14 protein-coding genes are annotated in these 17,993 nt (G+C 59.4%); 11 read left to right on the forward strand and 3 right to left on the reverse strand.

Features of this window, described 5'->3' with window-relative positions; all coding sequences use genetic code 11:
• Positions 1-73: 73 nt before the first annotated feature.
• From J5N58_RS22685 to J5N58_RS22720, 8 genes are read left to right on the forward strand one after another with little or no spacing between them, the layout of a single operon-like run.
• Positions 74-952 (forward strand): carbohydrate ABC transporter permease, encoded by an 879-nt coding sequence (locus J5N58_RS22685; protein WP_112827860.1) that lies wholly within the window; start codon positions 74-76, stop codon positions 950-952.
• Positions 952-1,836, forward strand: coding sequence for a carbohydrate ABC transporter permease (locus J5N58_RS22690; protein ID WP_112827859.1), 885 nt, complete (start codon positions 952-954; stop codon positions 1,834-1,836). The genes J5N58_RS22685 and J5N58_RS22690 overlap by 1 nt, the downstream gene beginning before the upstream one ends.
• A 5-nt stretch (positions 1,837-1,841) precedes the next feature.
• The gene (locus J5N58_RS22695) at positions 1,842-2,957 is read left to right on the forward strand and encodes an ABC transporter ATP-binding protein (protein WP_113337994.1); all 1,116 of its coding nucleotides are present in this window, start codon (positions 1,842-1,844) and stop codon (positions 2,955-2,957) included.
• A gap of 22 nt (positions 2,958-2,979) precedes the next feature.
• Complete coding sequence (locus J5N58_RS22700; protein WP_244713193.1) at positions 2,980-4,488, forward strand: FAD-dependent oxidoreductase; 1,509 nt, start codon at positions 2,980-2,982, stop codon at positions 4,486-4,488.
• The gene (locus J5N58_RS22705; RefSeq protein WP_244713195.1) at positions 4,485-5,258 is read left to right on the forward strand and encodes a 3-ketoacyl-ACP reductase; all 774 of its coding nucleotides are present in this window, start codon (positions 4,485-4,487) and stop codon (positions 5,256-5,258) included. Before J5N58_RS22700 ends, J5N58_RS22705 begins: the two co-directional genes overlap by 4 nt.
• A 48-nt stretch (positions 5,259-5,306) precedes the next feature.
• On the forward strand, positions 5,307-6,962 hold the full coding sequence (locus J5N58_RS22710) for a GMC family oxidoreductase (RefSeq protein WP_244713205.1): 1,656 nt from the start codon (positions 5,307-5,309) through the stop codon (positions 6,960-6,962).
• A gap of 1 nt (position 6,963) precedes the next feature.
• On the forward strand, positions 6,964-7,284 hold the full coding sequence (locus J5N58_RS22715; RefSeq protein WP_113426546.1) for a Dabb family protein: 321 nt from the start codon (positions 6,964-6,966) through the stop codon (positions 7,282-7,284).
• Positions 7,259-8,548, forward strand: coding sequence for a glycerate kinase type-2 family protein (locus J5N58_RS22720; protein ID WP_425314484.1), 1,290 nt, complete (start codon positions 7,259-7,261; stop codon positions 8,546-8,548). Before J5N58_RS22715 ends, J5N58_RS22720 begins: the two co-directional genes overlap by 26 nt.
• Positions 8,549-8,610: 62 nt before the next feature.
• Here J5N58_RS22720 and J5N58_RS22725 read toward each other — a convergent pair whose 3' ends face one another.
• The 3 genes from J5N58_RS22725 to J5N58_RS22735 form a co-directional block, all read right to left on the reverse strand.
• Positions 8,611-11,817 carry an efflux RND transporter permease subunit gene (locus J5N58_RS22725; RefSeq protein ID WP_113438171.1) on the reverse strand — a complete coding sequence of 1,069 codons (3,207 nt, stop codon included), beginning with the start codon at positions 11,815-11,817 and terminating at the stop codon, positions 8,611-8,613.
• 118 nt (positions 11,818-11,935) lie between these two features.
• On the reverse strand, positions 11,936-13,117 hold the full coding sequence (locus J5N58_RS22730; protein ID WP_113443638.1) for an efflux RND transporter periplasmic adaptor subunit: 1,182 nt from the start codon (positions 13,115-13,117) through the stop codon (positions 11,936-11,938).
• Between the two features lie 49 nt (positions 13,118-13,166).
• Complete coding sequence (locus tag J5N58_RS22735; RefSeq protein WP_113443637.1) at positions 13,167-13,964, reverse strand: alpha/beta hydrolase; 798 nt, start codon at positions 13,962-13,964, stop codon at positions 13,167-13,169.
• Positions 13,965-14,119: 155 nt separating this feature from the next.
• Between J5N58_RS22735 and J5N58_RS22740 the strand changes: the two genes are divergently transcribed.
• From J5N58_RS22740 to repB, 3 genes are all read left to right on the forward strand, one after another.
• The gene (locus J5N58_RS22740) at positions 14,120-15,079 is read left to right on the forward strand and encodes a LysR family transcriptional regulator (protein ID WP_112827849.1); all 960 of its coding nucleotides are present in this window, start codon (positions 14,120-14,122) and stop codon (positions 15,077-15,079) included.
• Between the two features lie 450 nt (positions 15,080-15,529).
• A complete protein-coding gene (gene repA, locus J5N58_RS22745; RefSeq protein WP_113338003.1) occupies positions 15,530-16,750 on the forward strand; it encodes a plasmid partitioning protein RepA in 1,221 nt (406 codons plus the stop codon).
• 56 nt (positions 16,751-16,806) lie between these two features.
• Positions 16,807-17,787, forward strand: a complete 981-nt coding sequence (gene repB / locus J5N58_RS22750; RefSeq protein WP_113443635.1) for a plasmid partitioning protein RepB — start codon at positions 16,807-16,809, stop codon at positions 17,785-17,787.
• Positions 17,788-17,993 lie beyond the last annotated feature (206 nt).

Genomic DNA, 17,993 nt, shown 5'->3' on the forward strand with positions numbered 1-17,993 from the left:
AAGAGGTGCGCGCGCCCCCAAAAAGGGGCCGGGCTCGAGAAAACAAAACTCACTATCGAACGGTGTCGCGATCATGGATAGCCGCAGCCGACTTCAGGAGCTATTGCCCAAGCTTGTGCTGGCGCCCAGCTTCGTCGTCATTCTTCTCTTCGTCTACGGCTTCATCGCCTATACCGGCTATCTGTCGCTGACAGACAGCAAGATGCTGCCGTCCTACAATTTCATCGGCTTGGAGAACTATTACAAGCTCTGGGCCCTGCCCCACTGGTGGCGCTCGATCTCGAACCTGGCGATCTTCGCCTCGCTCTATATCCTGATTTGCTCGGTGCTGGGGTTGTTTCTCGCGATCCTGCTCGATCAGAAGATCCGTGGCGAAGGCTTTCTCCGGCCGATCTATCTCTATCCGATGGCGCTTTCCTTCATCGTGACCGGCACGGCCTGGAAATGGTTCCTCGATCCGGGCATCGGGCTTGAAAACACCATGCACCTCTGGGGCTGGGAAAGCTTCACCTTCACCTGGATCAAGGACAACAAGCTTGCCATTTACTGCGTTGTCATCGCTGCAGTGTGGCAGTCCTCGGGCTTCGTCATGGCGATGTTTCTTGCGGGGCTCCGAGGCGTAGACAACGAGATGATAAAAGCCGCACAGGTCGATGGCGCCTCAAGCATCACGATCTACCGCCGCATCATCATTCCACTGATGCGTCCTGTCTTCCTGTCAGCCTTCGTCGTGCTCGCCCATCTTGCGATCAAGGCCTACGACCTGATTATCGCCCTCACCGGCGGTGGCCCCGGCCAGGCGACGCAGTTGCCGGCGACCTTCATGTATTCCTACACCTTCACCCGCAACCAGATGGGGATCGGCGCATCGTCGGCTATCATCATGCTGATCATGATTTTCTCCATCATCATCCCCTACCTCTATTCGGAAGTTCGCGGAGGAAAACGTTGATGAGCGGTACCGCAAACCCCCAGAATGCCATTTCGCACGGACATCTGACACGCGCCCTGATCTATGCCGCGCTGATCCTCTTTGCGGTCTACTACATGCTACCGCTCTACGTCATGGTGGTGAATTCGCTGAAGCCACTGGACGAGATCCGTCAGGGCGGAATGCTGAATCTGCCGCAGACATGGACCTTCGAACCCTGGATTTCTGCCTGGTCGACGGCGCAGATCGGGGTCCAGCCGACGGGCCTCAGGCCGTTCTTCATCAATTCGATCCTGATGGTGGTGCCGGCAGTCGTCATTTCCACTTTTGTCGGCGCACTCAACGGTTATGTGCTGACCAAGTGGCAGTTTCGCGGCTCCAACATCTTCTTCGGCATGCTGCTTTTGTCCTGCTTCATCCCGTTCCAGATCGTGCTGATCCCCATGGCCCGCGTGCTTGGTGTAATCGGCCTTGCCGGATCGATCTGGGGCCTGATCCTCGTGCATGTGGTCTATGGGCTGGGCTTTACCACGCTCTATTTCCGCAACTACTACGAGGCGTTCCCGACCGAACTGGTTCGGGCCGCGCAGATCGACGGCGCAAGCTTCTTCCAGATCTTCTGGCGCATCCTGCTGCCCTCGTCCGGTCCGATCATCGTCGTTTCCGTCATCTGGCAGTTCACCAACATCTGGAACGACTTCCTGTTCGGGGCTTCGTTCTCGGGTGCGGCGACGACACCGATGACGGTCGCGCTCAACAACCTCGTGTCCTCCTCGACGGGCGTGAAGGAATACAACGTCCACTTTGCCGGCGCGATCCTCGCCGCCCTGCCAACCCTCATCGTCTACATCGTTTCCGGCCGCTACTTCGTCCGCGGCCTGATGTCCGGCGCCGTGAAAGGATAAGACCCATGTCGTTTCTCAAGATCAGCCATCTGCGCAAGTCCTACGGCGCGCTGGAAATCCTGAAGGACATCAATATCGAGATCGAGGAAGGCGGCTTTCTCGTGCTTGTCGGCCCTTCAGGCTGCGGCAAGTCCACGCTTCTCAACACCATTGCCGGGCTTGAGCCGATCACATCCGGCGACATTGAGATCAACGGACGCTCCGTTGCCGACCTTCATCCTTCCAAGCGCGACATCGCCATGGTGTTCCAGTCTTACGCGCTCTACCCGAACATGACGGTCGCAGGGAACATCGCCTTCGGCATGGAAATCCGTGGCGTGCCGAAGGAAGAGCGCGAAAAAGCCATCCATCAGGTGGCTGACATGCTGCAGATCGGCCATCTGCTTGACCGCAAGCCGAGCCAGCTTTCCGGGGGCCAGCGCCAGCGCGTCGCGATGGGCCGCGCGCTGGTTCGCAATCCGCAGGTCTTCCTGTTCGACGAGCCGCTGTCGAACCTCGATGCCAAGCTGCGCGTCGACATGCGCACGGAAATCAAGCGTCTGCATCACCGGATGAAGACCACGATCGTCTACGTTACCCACGACCAGATCGAGGCGATGACGCTCGCCACCAAGATCGCGGTGCTGAAGGAGGGTGTTTTGCAGCAGTTCGGCTCCCCGGCCGAGATCTACAACAATCCGGCCAACATGTTCGTTGCGGATTTCATGGGCTCTCCGGCGATGAACCTGCTGGAGGCGACCGTTGAGAAGAACGACGCCGGACTGTCGGTTCTTCTCTCGCGAGGCGGCGGAGAGCCGCTCCGGCTTCCCGTTTCGGCTGATAAGCAGGCGCTGGCTGCCCATGCCGGGCGGCAAGTGATGTTCGGCATCCGGCCAGAGGCGCTAACCGATCCGGACGGGGCCGACCGCAACGCCAGGCTGCTTGCCGAGGGCGATTGCCTAATCGAAGTGGTGGAGCCCGCCGGCGCCGACACTTTCGCCGTCACCCATCTCGGCGGCAAGGAGATCGTCGCACGGCTGAGGGCGGACGCTCACATCCATGCCGGTCAGACGGCTCGCCTCGCCTTCAATCTCGACAAGGCCGTCTACTTCGACCCGCAGACGCAGGCGCGGATTGCCTGATACGGATGCGGGAGACAGCAAGATGACCAGTAACCCGGATATCGTCATCATCGGCTCTGGCATCGGCGGATCGACCGCGGCCGCCGGACTGGCGTCGACCGGCGCCTCTATCCTGATCCTGGAAGCGGGCGACCACATCGCCGATCGGCCGGAAAACCGGGACCAGCGAGCCATCTTCCAGCGCGGATACTTCCGGCCGAAGGAGATGTGGTACGAACATGGAGGCCAGGCCTTCAATCCCGGCAATTACTATTATGTCGGAGGCAACTCGAAATTCTACGGGGCGGTGCTGGTGCGTTACCGCCGCGAGGATTTCGAGGAGATGGCCCACCGCGAGGGTGTCTCGCCGGCATGGCCATTCCCTTATGAAGAACTGGAACCCTGGTATTCCCGGGCCGAGCAGCTTTTCATGGTGCGGGGAAGTCTGGGTGAGGATCCGACGGAGCCGAAGCACTCCCTCCCCTACCCCTTTGCGCCGGTTCCGGACGAACCGGCAATCGCCAGGGTTCGCAAACAGCTGAAATCCATCGGCATGCATCCGTATTCGCTGCCGCTTGGCATCGATATCGAACGTTGGCTGGCAAAAGCGAAGACGCCGTGGGACGCCCATCCGAATGCGAATGACGGGAAGATGGATGCCGAGACGGCGGCGCTTGCCTATGCCCTGAAGCATGAACACATCACGCTGCAGACGGGCTCGCGTGTTACCCGTCTCGAAGTTGGGCCAGACGGTAAGCGAATTGAAACCGTTCATTACGTAAAGGACGGTGAGCAGCGCAAAGTGTCGCCGAAGCTGGTGATCCTGTCGGCGGGAGCGGTTCAGTCGGCGGTGCTGCTGCTGCGTTCGGCAGATGAGCGCCACCCCGGTGGACTTGCCAACAGGTCGGATCAGGTCGGCCGCAATTTCATGAACCACAATTCGAGCGCGGTGCTGGCGATCTCGCCCACCTACCGAAATGATAGCGTTTACCAAAAGACCTTCGGTTTCAACGATTTCTATCTCTCGGATGGCGAGGGCGGGCCGCCACTCGGCAATGTTCAGCTACTGGGCCGGGTTTCTGGTGCGATTCTGAAGGCGAACATGCCGAGGGTGCCGGAATGGCTGCTGGGTCGGATTTCCGCTCATGCTATCGATTTCTACGCGATGAGCGAGGATATCCCGCATCCCGAAAGCCGGATCATGGTCGATGGCGACCGGATCGTTCTCAAATGGCACCGCACCAACTGGGGTGCTCATCTCGATCTCGTGCGCAAGCTGAAAGGCGTGTTGAATAAGGCGGGCTTCCCGATCGTGTTGTCGCGCCCGTTCGACAAGCGCACGCCATCCCATCAGTGCGGCACGGTGAAGATGGGGCATGACCCGGCTACATCGCCGCTCAATGTCTATTGCCGCGCCCATGACCATCCAAACCTGTTCGTGGTCGATGCCGGCTTCCTGCCAACCTCGGCGGCGGTCAATCCGGCGCTGACGGTTGCGGCCCAAGCGCTGCGCGTTGCCGATCACATCGCATCGGAGGACCTGAGGTCATGACCGGTTCCCGCCCGCTTGCAATTGTCACCGGCGGCCGGCGCGGCATTGGCCTCGGCATCGCCAGGGCGCTTGCCGCCGATGGGTTCGACCTCGCCATAACCGGTCTCGGGCCATATGGCGCAGAGGAAACCGTACTGGCGGATCTCGATGCACGCGGCGTCAAAGCCGCCTATTTCGAAGCAGATCTTGCCGATGTCACGGATCATGACGCGACCATCGGAAAGATCATGACCTGCTTCGGTCGGATCGATTGTCTCGTCAACAACGCCGGGATGGGGTCGGTGGTCCGGGGCGATTTCCTTGGCCTGACGCCGGAGAATTTCGACCGGATCATCGCCACCAACCTGCGTGGCACGGTGTTTTTCACGCAGGCCGTACTGCGGGCGATGCTGGCCTCGCGCCCACCGGCGGGCAAGAGGAGCATCGTCAACATCACCTCCGTTTCGGCAGAACTGAGCTCACCTGAAAGGCTCGATTACTGCATGAGCAAGGCGGGGCTTTCCTCTTTCAGCAAGGGGTTGGCACTCTATCTGGCCGAGAAGGACATCGCCGTTTTCGAGATCCGTCCGGGCATTATCAGGACCGACATGACGGCCGGCGTTGCGGGGAAATATGACGCCCTGATTGCTGGGGGACTGGTTCCGATGCGGCGCTGGGGCGAGCCGGATGACATTGGCGGGGTGGTTTCCGCGCTTGCCTCCGGCCGGTTTGCCTTCGCGACTGGCTCAGTGATCGACCTCGATGGCGGGCTGTCGATTGGAAGATTGTGATTTCCCCTCCCCTTGAGGGAAGGGGACGAACGGCTTGAGGAAGACGTCATGACCTATAATTACATCATCACCGGCGCCGGACCCGCGGGATGCGTGCTCGCCAACCGTCTGAGTGAGGACCCCGATGTCCGTGTGCTGCTGCTCGAGGCCGGCGGTGGCGACTGGAACCCGCTGTTTCACATGCCAGCCGGTTTTGCCAAGATGACCAAGGGTGTTGCGAGCTGGGGCTGGCAGACTGTGCCGCAGAAGCACATGAAAGGTCGCGTGCTGCGCTATACCCAGGCCAAGGTGATCGGTGGCGGCTCCTCGATCAATGCCCAGCTCTATACCCGGGGTAACGCAAGGGACTACGATCTCTGGGCACGGGAGGAAGGCTGCGAAGGCTGGGACTATCGCTCGGTCCTGCCCTATTTCAAGCGTGCCGAGGACAACCAGCGCTTCGCCGACGATTATCATTCCTATGGCGGGCCGCTCGGAGTTTCCATGCCGGTCTCGCCCTTGCCGATCTGCGATGCCTATATCCGCGCCGGCCAGGAACTCGGCATTCCCTATAATCACGATTTCAATGGCAGGCAGCAGGCCGGCGTTGGCTTCTACCAACTCACCCAGCGCAACCGCCGCCGCTCGTCGGCGTCTCTGGCTTATCTCTCGCCAATCAGGGATCGGAAAAACCTGACGGTAAAGATGAATGCCCGCGTCGCGAGGATCGTGATCGAGGGCAGGCGCGCCGTCGGCGTCGAGATCGCCAGCAACAATGGCCGCGAGATTATCCTGGCGGAGCGCGAAGTGCTGGTGTCATCGGGCGCGATCGGCTCGCCGAAGCTTCTCCTGCAATCCGGCATCGGGCCTGCCGATCATCTTCGCTCGGTTGGCGTCGAGGTGAAACATGATTTGCCCGGCGTCGGCGGCAACATGCAGGACCATCTCGACCTGTTCGTGATTTCCGAATGCACCGGCGATCACACCTATGACGGGGTGGCGAAACTCCATCGCACGCTGTGGGCCGGCATCCAGTATGTCCTGTTCCAGACGGGACCGGTTGCCTCCTCACTCTTCGAAACCGGTGGCTTCTGGTATGCCGATCCGGATGCCCGCTCGCCGGATATTCAGTTCCATCTCGGCTTGGGCTCCGGTATCGAAGCAGGCGTGGAAAAGCTGAGGAATGCCGGTGTGACCTTGAATTCGGCCTATCTGCATCCGCGCTCGCGCGGGACCGTGCGCCTTTCCTCCTCCGATCCGGCAGCGGCTCCGCTGATCGATCCGAACTACTGGGAAGATCCGCACGACAGAAAGATGTCGATCGAGGGACTGAAGCTTGCACGCGAGATCATGCAACAAGCGGCGTTGAAGCCTTTCGTGCTGGCCGAGCGCTTGCCGGGACCGAAAGCGATAACCGACGAAGAACTATTCGACTATGGCTGCGCCAACGCCAAGACGGATCATCATCCGGTCGGGACCTGCAGGATGGGCACCGGACCGGACGCCGTCGTCGGACTGGATCTCAAAGTTCATGGCCTCGATGGATTGCGAGTCTGCGACAGTTCGGTAATGCCGCGGGTTCCTTCGTGCAATACCAATGCACCGACGATCATGGTGGGCGAAAAGGGTGCGGATATCATTCGGGAGCGCCCTCCCCTCCCCCCGGCGATCTTTGCCAATGAACGCAATGAAACGCGGCCCCGTGCGCGGGCGGAGGTCTTCTGAGATGATCCGCCATTGCGTTTTCATCCGCTTTCGGCCGGAGGTTTCGGCTGAGACGAAGCTTGAGATCTATTCGGAAATCCGTGGTCTGGTGCCTCGACTCGACGGTTTGCTGGCGGTTCATGTCGGAGACAATGTCAGCCCCGAACATGGCATGGACAAAGGATACTCGGAGGGCTTTATAGTCGACTTCCGGGACGCTGCGGCCCGGGATCTTTACCTTGAAGATCCCGAACATCGCCAGACCGGCGCAAAGATCGTGGCGGCGGCCATTGGCGGCATCGACGGTATTTTTGTCTATGACATCGAAATCGCCGGAGAATGATTTGACGTTCGAGCCGCGTACCTTCCTTTCAGACCTTTTCCGTGTAGCGGTTGCCGCCGCCGACCCTTATGAGGCGATCGTCCGGCACCTGCCGGCAAGGCCGAGAGGTCGCACCATCGTTGTTGGCGCTGGCAAGGCAGCCAGCCAGATGGCTGCAGCCTTCGAGCGCGCCTGGGGAGAGCGGGTCGAGGGGCTGGTCGTTGCCCGTCATGGACCTGTCGAGACCTGCCGATATACGCAGGTGCTGACCGCGGCCCATCCCGTACCCGACGAGGCCGGGATCGCCGGGGCCGAGGCTCTGCTGCGGCATGTCGAGGGGCTCACCCCCGATGATCTCGTCGTCGCGTTGATCTCGGGAGGCGGATCGGCACTTCTCCCCGCGCCGCCGCAAGATTTCGCTCTGGCGGATGAAAAGGCGTTGAACGAAGCGCTGCTCGCCTCGGGTGCGCCGATCTCGGCCATGAATGTCGTGAGAAAACATTTCTCGCGTATCAAAGGCGGACGTCTGGCCGCGCGGGCCTATCCGGCGAAGGTGGTCAGTCTGGTCGTTTCCGACGTTCCCGGGGATAATCCGGCGCTTGTTGCATCCGGTCCGACTGTTCCGGATGCAAGCAGTGCCGAAGAGGCGCTCCGCATCATCCGCGATTACCGCATCGGGCTGCCTGCTTCGGTCGTCGAATTTATCGGCAACGAGCGTGCCCCCATACCGGGCGATGAAGCATTTGCGCACAATGAAGTGCACGTCATCGCTTCGGCGCGGGTCTCGCTCGAGGCTGCTGCCGCTCAGGCCCGCAAGCTCGGATTTCAACCGTTGATCCTTTCGGACAGTATCGAAGGCGAGGCAAAGGATATCGGCCGCATGCATGCTGCGCTGGCGCTGGAGTTTTCGGCCAATGCACAAGGCCTGTCCAAACCGATGGTTCTTCTTTCCGGCGGCGAGACGACGGTGACGATTGTGGGCGGAAAATATGGCAAGGGCGGCCGAAATTCGGAACTGTTGCTGTCGGCCGCCATCGATCTTCAAGGTGCGGAGGGAATTACTGCGCTTGCGGCCGATACAGACGGGATCGATGGTTCGGAAGACAATGCGGGTGCGTTCTGCGACGGTGGGACGGTTGCGAGGATCAGGGCCGCTGGTGGCGATGCGCGAACCTATCTTGCCGGCCACGACGCTTGGTCGGCCTTCGATCTTGCCGGAGACCTGTTCGTTCCCGGCCCGACGGGAACCAATGTGAATGACTTCCGGGCGTTCCTGATCGTTTGAGGGGAAGGCTCGCTTAAAGGAAAAGGGCGGGATCTTCGGATCCCGCCCTTTCTTTTTTCACGTTATTCCGCGGCGATCTGATGTGCGTCCCCATCGGCGGCCTGGCTGTTCGCTGCCTGCCGCTCATGGTGGATGAGCGGCCTGTTTCCGGTCAGCAGACGCACCAGCACGTAGAACACCGGCGTCATGAAGATGCCGAAGAAGGTCACACCGATCATGCCGGAAAACACCGCAACACCCATGGCGGCGCGCATTTCCGCACCGGCGCCGGTGGAAACGACCAGCGGCACGACACCCATGATGAAAGCCATGGAGGTCATCAGAATCGGGCGCAGGCGCAGGCGGCTTGCCTCGATTGCTGCCTGCATCGGCGTTCGTCCTTCGAATTCCAGCTCACGCGCGAATTCGACAATCAGGATGGCGTTCTTTGCCGATAGTCCCACAAGCACCACTAGACCGATCTGGGTGAAGATGTTGTTGTCGCCACCTGTGAGCCAGACCCCGGTCAATGCGGCCAGTACACCCATCGGTACGATCATGATGATCGCAATCGGCAGGGTGAGGCTTTCATACTGCGCCGCAAGTACCAGATAGACGAGCAGCAGAGCGAGTGGGAAGACGACAATACTCGAATTGCCGGCAAGGATCTGCTGGTAGGTCAGGTCGGTCCACTCGAAGTCGATGCCGGGGGGCAGTGTCTCGTTGAGGATCTTCTCGATCGCTGCCTGTGCCTGACCGGACGAAAATCCCGGTGCGGGTCCGCCGTTGATATCCGCGGCGAGGAAGCCGTTATAACGCGTGGTGCGTTCCGGTCCCGTCGTTGCATCCACCTTCAAGAGAGCCGAGAGCGGGATCATCTGGCCGGATTGCGAGCGAACTTTCAACTGGCCGATATCCTCTGCCTTGGCGCGGAACTGGGCGTCGGCCTGGACCCGGACGCTGTATGTGCGGCCGAACGCGTTGAAGTCGTTCACATAGAGCGAACCGAGATAGATCTGCAGCGTTTCGAAGACGTCAGTCACCGAGACGCCGAGCTGTTCGGCCTTGGCGCGGTCGAGATCGGCGTATAGCTGTGGCACGTTGATCTGGAAGCTCGAGAAGATGCCGGCAAGTTCAGGCGTTTGGTAGGCCTTGGCGATCACCGCCTTGGTGGCTTCGTCAAGGACCTTGTTGCCAAGGCCGGCGCGATCTTCGATCTGCAGCTTAAAGCCACCCGTCGTGCCGAGACCGTTGACTGGCGGCGGCGGGAACATCGCGATGAACGCATCCTGAATGCCCGCATATTTCTGGTTCAGCGCCATGGCAATGGCGCCGCCCGAAAGTTCGGGCGACTTGCGGTTCTCGAAGTCGTCGAGAACGGCGAAGACGATGCCGGCATTGGAGCCGATGGTGAAACCGTTGATCGACAAGCCCGGGAAGGCGATCGCGTTGCTGACGCCAGGATGTGCCAGGGCTATGTCGCTCATCTGCTTGATGACGCTTTCCGTGCGGTCGAGGGTCGCCCCGTCCGGAAGCTGGGCAAAGCCGATCAGGTATTGTTTATCCTGTGCCGGCACGAAGCCGCCGGGCACCGTGTTGAACATGCTGTAGGTGGCCCCGACCAGCGCGAGATAAATCACCATCACCAGGCTTTTGCGCGACAGGAGACCGCCGACCGTGCGGCCATAGCCATTGGAGGCAGCCCCGAAGGCGCGGTTGAAGCCACGGAAGAACCAGCCGAAGATGGCGTCCATGAAGCGTGTCAGCCAGTCTTTCGGTGCATGGTGATCCTTCAGCAGGAGTGCCGAAAGCGCCGGCGAGAGCGTCAGCGAGTTGATAGCCGAGATCACCGTCGAGATCGCGATCGTCAGGGCGAACTGGCGATAGAATTGTCCCGACAGGCCCGAGATGAAGGCGAGCGGCACGAAAACAGCGACCAGTACGAGGGCGATAGCAATGATCGGTCCGGAAACTTCTCGCATGGCGCGATAGGTCGCGTCGCGCGGACTTAAGCCGTTCTCGATATTGCGCTCTACGTTTTCCACCACGACGATCGCGTCATCGACCACGATCCCGATCGCCAATACAAGCCCGAACAATGTCAGCGCATTGATTGAGAACCCGAACGCATACATCACCGCAAACGTGCCGATGATGGACACGGGAACCGCGATCAGCGGAATGATCGATGCGCGCCAGGTTTGCAGGAACAGGATGACGACGAGCACGACGAGTGCGATGGCTTCGAGCAGCGTATCAACCACCTTTTCGATGGAGGAACGCACGAACTTGGTCGTGTCGTAGACGATTTCGTATTTCACGCCGGTGGGCATGGCGAGCTGAAGCTCGTCCATGGTTGCCCGGACGCTGTCGGAAATCTCAATCGCATTCGAGCCGGGAGCCTGAAGAACGGCAACTGCAACGGCAGGCTTGCCATCAAGCAAAGATCGAAGCGTGTAGTCCGCTGCGCCGAGTTCGATGCGGGCTACATCACGAAGGCGGGTGATTTCGCCATTCTCGCCGGTCTTGACGATGATGCTTCCGAATTCCTCGGGTGTCTGCAGGCGGCCCTGAGCGTTGACGTTGAGCTGTAGATTGACGCCTGGCAGGCTGGGCGACGCACCGATGATACCAGCCGCGGCCTGAACGTTCTGCGAGCGGATCGCATTTGTGATGTCGCTTGCGGCAAGCGAGTGCTCGGCCGCCTTCTGCGGATCGATCCAGACGCGCATGGAATAGTCGCCGGCGCCGAAGACCTGAACCTGACCCACACCCTCGATGCGGGCCAGCCGATCCTTGATGTTGAGCGTTGCGTAGTTACGCAGGTAAGTGATGTCGTAGTTGTCGACCGTCGAGACCAGATTCACCACCATGATGAAGTCGGGCGAGCTCTTGACCGTGGTGATCCCGAGCGCGCGTACTTCGGCCGGAAGGCGCGGCTCGGCCTGCGAAACGCGGTTCTGCACAAGCTGCTGCGCCTTGTCGGGGTCGGTCCCGAGCTTGAAGGTGACGGTCAATGTCAAAACACCGTCAGAGGTCGCCTGGCTCGACATATAGAGCATGTCTTCCACGCCGTTGATCTGCTCTTCAAGCGGTGTCGCCACCGTCTCGGCTATGACCGTCGGGTTGGCCCCCGGATAGCTGGCACGCACGACCACTGAAGGCGGCACTACTTCGGGATACTCGGAAATTGGCAGGGCGCGCATGCCGATAAGGCCCGCGACCACGATGAGTATCGACAGCACGGCCGCGAAGACGGGCCTGTCGACGAAAAATCTGGATATGTTCATGTCAAAGCCCTCTCCGGGTTGAACATAGTCTAAACGACCCCGCTGCCTGTGATCCTGAGATCGCAAGCCTGAAAACGGGTTGGAATGGTTGGCCGACGGAAGACGCCGGCCTTTGTTATTACTGCTGGGCCACTTCCGCCTGCGGATCGACCACTGCGCCGGGTCGGATCCGCTGCAGGCCATTCACCACGATCCGGTCGCCGGCATTCAGGCCTTCCTCCACGATACGCTGGCCGTCGACGCTGGTGCCCAGGCGGACCTGACGGGTTGCGACCGTGTTGGAGGCGTCCACCACGAAAACGAACTTCTTGTCCTGGTCGGTGCCGATGGCGCGCTCGCTCACGAGAAGGTGTTCTTCTGCCTTGGGTTGCCCCATGCGGACCCGAACGAACTGACCCGGGATCAGACGTCCATCGGGATTGTCGAAGACAGCCCGTACGCGGATCGTACCGCTCGATTCGTTGACCTCGTTGTCGATCAACTGGAGCTTGCCGCGGATGGGAGTGCCGTTGTCAGCGAGGGTTCCGATCTCGACGGGGACCTGTTCGATTGCAGGCGAACCGTTCGCAACGGGAAGCTCGGCAAGCGTGCGGCTGACCAGCTCCTCGCTGGCATCGAAGCTTGCGTAGATCGGATCGGCTGAAACCAATGTGGTCAGCGGAGTGGAAGACGAACCGGCTGCCACGAGATTACCGACCGTAACTTCGATCTTGCCGACACGGCCCGAGATCGGCGCCTTGATCTGGGTGTAGTCCAGGTCCAATTGCGCCGACTTCAAAGCTGCCTTGGCGGATTGAAGATTGGCCAAGGCTTCGTTGCGGGCGCTTTGCCGCTGTGTGAGATCGCTCTGGGAGATGGTGTTCTTCGCGGCAAGGTTCTTGCCACGTTCGAATTCCGTCGAAGCCAGCTCGACCCGGGCTTGCGCCGAGGCGACCTGACCTTCGGCCTGGGCAACGGCCGCCTGATAGGGTTCCGGATCGATGGTGACGAGCAGGTCGCCCGCCTTTACCAGTCCCCCCTCACGGAAGTGAACCGACTGGACCATTCCGGCGACACGTGGACGAACCTGCACCCGGTCTACGGCTTCCAGCCGGCCGGAAAATTCCTGCCAGGTGCTGACGTTGCGTGGCTCGACGGTTGCAACGGTTACCGGAATCGCCGGTGCCGGTGCGGCAGCCGCCGTGTCGGATGCTGCATTGGCTCCCCGCGGCTGGTCGAGATAGATGGCCGCTCCTGCGATGGACGCGGCGGTTCCGATGCTGGCACCCCACAGGGCCCAGCGCTTGCCTTTCGCTGTCATGATAGTCTCCTTGCAGTCTAACTACGGCTGCTGTCAGTATTCAAATGTCTTATGAACTTAATTGTTTGACGAAGCCGGTGAACTCGGTCCCGAGCGCTGTCAGCCATTCACCGTCGCCGTCCTTGTAGATCCCTGTCCAGCCAGAGCCGGCGGGAAACACATGTTTGCGCACCGAGACGCCAGCCGCGCGGAGCCTTTCGGCATAGCCAAGCGCCTCGTCGCGAAGCGGATCGTCATCGGCCGTGACCACCAGTGCCGGGGCAACGCCGGCGAGGCGCGAGCACAGGCAAGGTGCCGCATAGGGGTGCTGGAAGCCGCAACGGGAACTCAGGTAATGGCTCCAGCCATCGGACCAGCGCTCCCGCATACCGATCTCATCGGCTTTTTGAAAGGAAGCCGTTGCCATCAGCGGATCGATCATCGGCGATAGCAGGATCTGGCCATCGAGCTCGCCCGGCATCTGGTCTCGTGCCTTGAGGGCAACGCCGGCCGCGACATTGCCTCCAGCCTCATCGCCAGCCACCAGAAGCAGCGATTTAGCGGCACCGAACTGTCTACGGTGCCGGCTCAGGCACTGCAACGCGGCAAAGGCATATTCCAGGGCCTGCGGAAACAGGTTCTGAGAGGCGCTTCCGTAGTCTGCCTCCAGAACTGCTGCTCCTGTATCAGCGATCGCCCTTGCTGCGGGTTGTTCATCTCTGTCGCGAGCTTGCGAGAGAAAGGCGCCTCCCCGCAGATAAAGCACCAGCGGCGGGGTTTGGCTCTTGCTCTTGCCCTCATACAGGCGCATGGGAACAGGCGGCTTAGCCGACCTGTCAAACGCTATATTTCCCCATTGCGCCGTCATTGAAAAATCCTCATCCGTTCTCATGTGGAGGAGCGGAGCTTGCTGCCAGATATGGAACTGATATTATTGTTCGCAAGAAAATGCACAAGGTAGCAAAATCTGGCAACACTGTTCCAAATTTCGGGACAATGCTGCCGTGCAGCAAGGATTAGCGCATGGATCAGATTTCCGCAATGCGGGTTTTCGTGCGGGTCGTGGAAACCGGGAATTTCACCCGTGCCGCGAAGAGCCTGGAAATGCCGAAGACATCGGTCACCAATCTCGTGCAGGGCCTGGAGGCGCATCTCAGTACAACTCTCCTCAACCGTACGACTCGCCGTGTTACGGTTACCACCGATGGTGCCCTCTATTACGAGCGAGCGACGCAGATCCTCTCCGAGCTTGACGAACTCGATGGCAGTTTTTCAAAATCGCAATCTCTGCCGGCTGGGCGCTTGCGCGTTGAGATGGCAAGCGTTTTCGCCGATTCCGTCGTCATTCCGGCCCTTTGCGATTTCTACATGCGCTATCCGCAGATACAGCTCGACATCGGTGTCGGTGACCGGTTGGTGGATTATATCGCAGAGAATGTCGATTGTGCGCTGAGGGCCGGCGTTCTGTCTGACCAGTCGCTGATTGCGCGCAAGGTCGGCGAACTGCATATGCAGACTTACGCGGCTCCCTTCTATATCGAGAACTTTGGCATGCCACAGCATCCGACGGATCTCGAAGTCGATCATTTCTGTGTCGGATATTTGAAGGCACAGGCGGGTCGCGTCTTGCCCATGGAGTTTCGCCGCGGGGACGAGTTGCTCGAAGTGTCACCCCGTTACATCCTGTCGGTCAATGACAGCCGCTCCTATGTGAGAGCTGCCGTTTCCGGCCTCGGGATTGTGCAGACGCCCTTTTTCGTTGTCGAGGAAGCGGTGAAGAAGGGTGAGTTGGTGCCGGTGCTGCCCGAATGGACCCGAGACCCCTTCCCGCTCTACGTGGTCTATCCGCAGACCAGACATTTGAGCAACAGGGTACGGGTGTTCGTGGACTGGCTTGCCAAGCAGTTGCAGGGGATTGCGCGTGGCCCGGCCGCCCGCCCCGGCCGGGCACGGGCGGCCGAACTCGCTACAGGCAAGTCCTGACCAGCCATCTGGCACCCCTCTCCGCTTTTCCGCGACCGGCGGATGTCGCAGAATCATGGCACCGGTGAAAAGCCGGATAGGGATTTTCGATGGTTTGGAGATGCCGCCAGAACGGGTGGGATGTGCTTGGTCGAGACAAGTGAGTCGCTCGATCTTGTCCGTCGCGGGCCGCTTTTCCCATGGAATGGACTCTCATTCGCGGTGGTGTTTAAGCACTTTCCACGGCGGAGTGCCGAAGAACGGAAGCGTCGTCCTGTCGTGAGTAAAGGCCGTAAATACCTGATTTTTATGAAAAATATCTTTATTCTGCTGTGACGGTGCGATATCGCCTTCTGGGTTCATTAGGATTTTGTTAACGCTATTTTTCTTGTTTGCCTTCGAGAATCGCGGATAATAACGATTAACTGCGGGCATAGGCCTGAATATCGTTATTTGAGAGCGACCACCCCAATGAACGCGAAACCGTCAACGACCGCGAGCCAGCCCGTGCATTTCGAAGACGAGATCCTCGAGCAGGGAGATCTGATTTCGAAGAAGCTACATCTTTTGAGCATGCAGCGTTTTCCTCCGAATGCCAAGAAGACGCTTCGGCAATTCACTATGGCGGAGGTGGCGAACTATCTCCGGGTGTCCCAGAGCACCCTGAAGAAGCTGCATCTTGAGGGAAAAGGGCCCTCGCCGGATACATCTTCCTCGGGTCGGCGTTTTTATACCGCCGAGCAGATGCTGGAACTTCGCCGTTATCTGGACGAGCATGGACGTTCGGATACCCGGAACTATGTTCCCCATCGCCGGGCGCACGAAAAACTGCAGGTCATCGCTGTGGTGAACTTCAAGGGTGGATCCGGCAAGACGACGACGGCCGCACATCTAGCGCAATATCTCGCTTTGACGGGACATCGTGTGCTGGCGGTCGACCTCGACCCGCAGGCCTCCCTTTCGTCGCTGCATGGCTTCCAGCCGGAGCTCGACCAGTCGCCTTCTCTCTATGAAGCGATCCGCTACGATGAAGAGCGGCGATCCCTTCTGGACATTATTCAGCCGACGAATTTCCCGGGGTTGGACATCGTGCCGGCCAATCTTGAGCTGCAAGAATTCGAATATGACACGCCCCTTGCCATGGCGAACAAATCGACCAACGAGGGAAAGACCTTCTTTACGCGGATTTCACGCGCGCTCGCCGATGTCGATGACCGGTATGACGTTGTCGTCATCGACTGCCCTCCCCAGCTCGGTTATCTGACGATTACGGCGCTGACCGCTGCGACGAGTGTTCTGATTACCATTCATCCGCAAATGCTCGATGTCATGTCCATGGGTCAATTTCTCCTGATGCTCGGCGGTATATTGAAGCCGATCCGAGAGGCGGGTGCCGAGGTCAATCTTTCCTGGTATCGCTATCTCATCACTCGTTACGAACCCACGGATGTGCCGCAGGCGCAGATGGTGGGCTTCATGCAAACCCTCTTCCATCAATATGTGCTGAAAAACCCGATGCTGAAGTCAACGGCGATCTCTGATGCCGGGATCACCAAGCAAACGCTCTATGAAGTCGACAAAAACCAAATGACCCGTTCGACCTATGATCGGGCGCTGGAGTCGCTGGATTCGGTCAATGCGGAGATCGCACAGCTTATTCATGCGGCCTGGGGCAGAGCGGTTGTCAGCTGACAAAAACGGAGATTTCGCTTTTGTTTTCAGTTATCTATCTTGGATTGGATTAACAGATGGCACGGAAGAATTTATTGGCGGGCCTTGCCGATACGGAAGAGCAGGATGCCTCGCCGACGGCTGGTGGTTATCCCATGCGCGGAGCCTCCAAAAACATGATCCGCTCCTTGGACGAGCTCGCCAAGCAAGCTGAGAAGTTTCTGGAAGGGGACGCCGTTGTCGAGCTCGATCCGGAAACCGTCGAGGGGTCATTCGTCTCCGATCGCCTTGATGACGATAACGAACAGTTCACTGAACTGAAAATCGCAATCGAGGAACGTGGCCAAGATACCCCTATTCTGGTGCGGCCCCACCCCACTGCGAGTGGCCGCTATCAGGTCGTTTTCGGCCATCGACGTCTTCGTGTGGCGAAGGAACTCGGCCGCAAGATCAAGGCCGTCGTCAAGCCGCTGGATGACCGCACCCATGTGATTGCTCAGGGGCAGGAGAATTCTGCCCGTGCCAATCTTTCCTTCATCGAACGGGCGTCGTTTGCGAGACGTCTTATCGAACTCGGATATGATCGCTCGGTCATTTGTTCCGCCCTTGCTGCGAATGCGGCATCGGTTTCGAAAATGGCATCGGTTACCGAGCGGATACCTGAGGTTTTGATTGTCCGGATCGGCGCAGCGCCGTCGATCGGTCGCGAACGATGGGTCGAGCTATCGCTGCTGATCGGAAAGAGCGGCAGCAAGGAAAAGATCGACGCTCTGGTCGAAAGCGAAGAATTCGCAGCGCTCGGATCCGACGACCGCTTCAATGCACTTGTCGGAGCGCTTAACAGGCCTGGAAAGCAGATAAAGAAGGTCGTCCCTGCCCTCAAGCAATCCTGGCAGGCGAAGGATCAGCGACTTTCGGCCGAGATCATCAATACCGGGAGAAAATGTACCCTGTCACTCAAAGCAAAAGCTGCGGGCGATTTCGGTCGGTTTCTTTCGGACAATCTGGATCGGCTTTATGCCGAATTCCAGGCGCAGGGTTTGAACGAAGGAGATTGACAGCAAAAGAAAAAGGCCCCCGAACGTTGCCGTAGCGGAAGCCCTTCTCTTGTGTAGCAGCCTGAGAATCCCATTTCCGCGAATCATAGTCAAGAGTCTTGGCGCCGTTTAGGTGAACAAATTTCTTTTGCCTGCAAGAAGGTGAAGAAAAATGCCAGGTCAAAATATAACGACACCGTTTGGTGGTCGAGGTGTTACGCTTGCGC

The organism is Paenirhizobium cremeum (assembly GCF_022884085.1).
GTDB lineage: Bacteria > Pseudomonadota > Alphaproteobacteria > Rhizobiales > Rhizobiaceae > Allorhizobium > Allorhizobium cremeum.

What these genes read in the sequence shown, in the direction of transcription:
- J5N58_RS22705 (WP_244713195.1), top strand. Translation starts at nt 4,485, where the DNA reads ATGACCGGTTCCCGCCCGCTTGCAATTGTCACCGGCGGCCGGCGCGGC.
- J5N58_RS22685 (WP_112827860.1), top strand. Translation starts at nt 74, where the DNA reads ATGGATAGCCGCAGCCGACTTCAGGAGCTATTGCCCAAGCTTGTGCTG.
- J5N58_RS22700 (WP_244713193.1), top strand. Translation starts at nt 2,980, where the DNA reads ATGACCAGTAACCCGGATATCGTCATCATCGGCTCTGGCATCGGCGGA.
- J5N58_RS22710 (WP_244713205.1), top strand. Translation starts at nt 5,307, where the DNA reads ATGACCTATAATTACATCATCACCGGCGCCGGACCCGCGGGATGCGTG.
- J5N58_RS22735 (WP_113443637.1), bottom strand. Translation starts at nt 13,964, where the DNA reads ATGACGGCGCAATGGGGAAATATAGCGTTTGACAGGTCGGCTAAGCCG.
- J5N58_RS22725 (WP_113438171.1), bottom strand. Translation starts at nt 11,817, where the DNA reads ATGAACATATCCAGATTTTTCGTCGACAGGCCCGTCTTCGCGGCCGTG.
- J5N58_RS22715 (WP_113426546.1), top strand. Translation starts at nt 6,964, where the DNA reads ATGATCCGCCATTGCGTTTTCATCCGCTTTCGGCCGGAGGTTTCGGCT.
- J5N58_RS22690 (WP_112827859.1), top strand. Translation starts at nt 952, where the DNA reads ATGAGCGGTACCGCAAACCCCCAGAATGCCATTTCGCACGGACATCTG.
- J5N58_RS22695 (WP_113337994.1), top strand. Translation starts at nt 1,842, where the DNA reads ATGTCGTTTCTCAAGATCAGCCATCTGCGCAAGTCCTACGGCGCGCTG.
- J5N58_RS22720 (WP_425314484.1), top strand. Translation starts at nt 7,259, where the DNA reads ATGACATCGAAATCGCCGGAGAATGATTTGACGTTCGAGCCGCGTACC.
- repA (WP_113338003.1), top strand. Translation starts at nt 15,530, where the DNA reads ATGAACGCGAAACCGTCAACGACCGCGAGCCAGCCCGTGCATTTCGAA.
- J5N58_RS22740 (WP_112827849.1), top strand. Translation starts at nt 14,120, where the DNA reads ATGGATCAGATTTCCGCAATGCGGGTTTTCGTGCGGGTCGTGGAAACC.
- J5N58_RS22730 (WP_113443638.1), bottom strand. Translation starts at nt 13,117, where the DNA reads ATGACAGCGAAAGGCAAGCGCTGGGCCCTGTGGGGTGCCAGCATCGGA.
- repB (WP_113443635.1), top strand. Translation starts at nt 16,807, where the DNA reads ATGGCACGGAAGAATTTATTGGCGGGCCTTGCCGATACGGAAGAGCAG.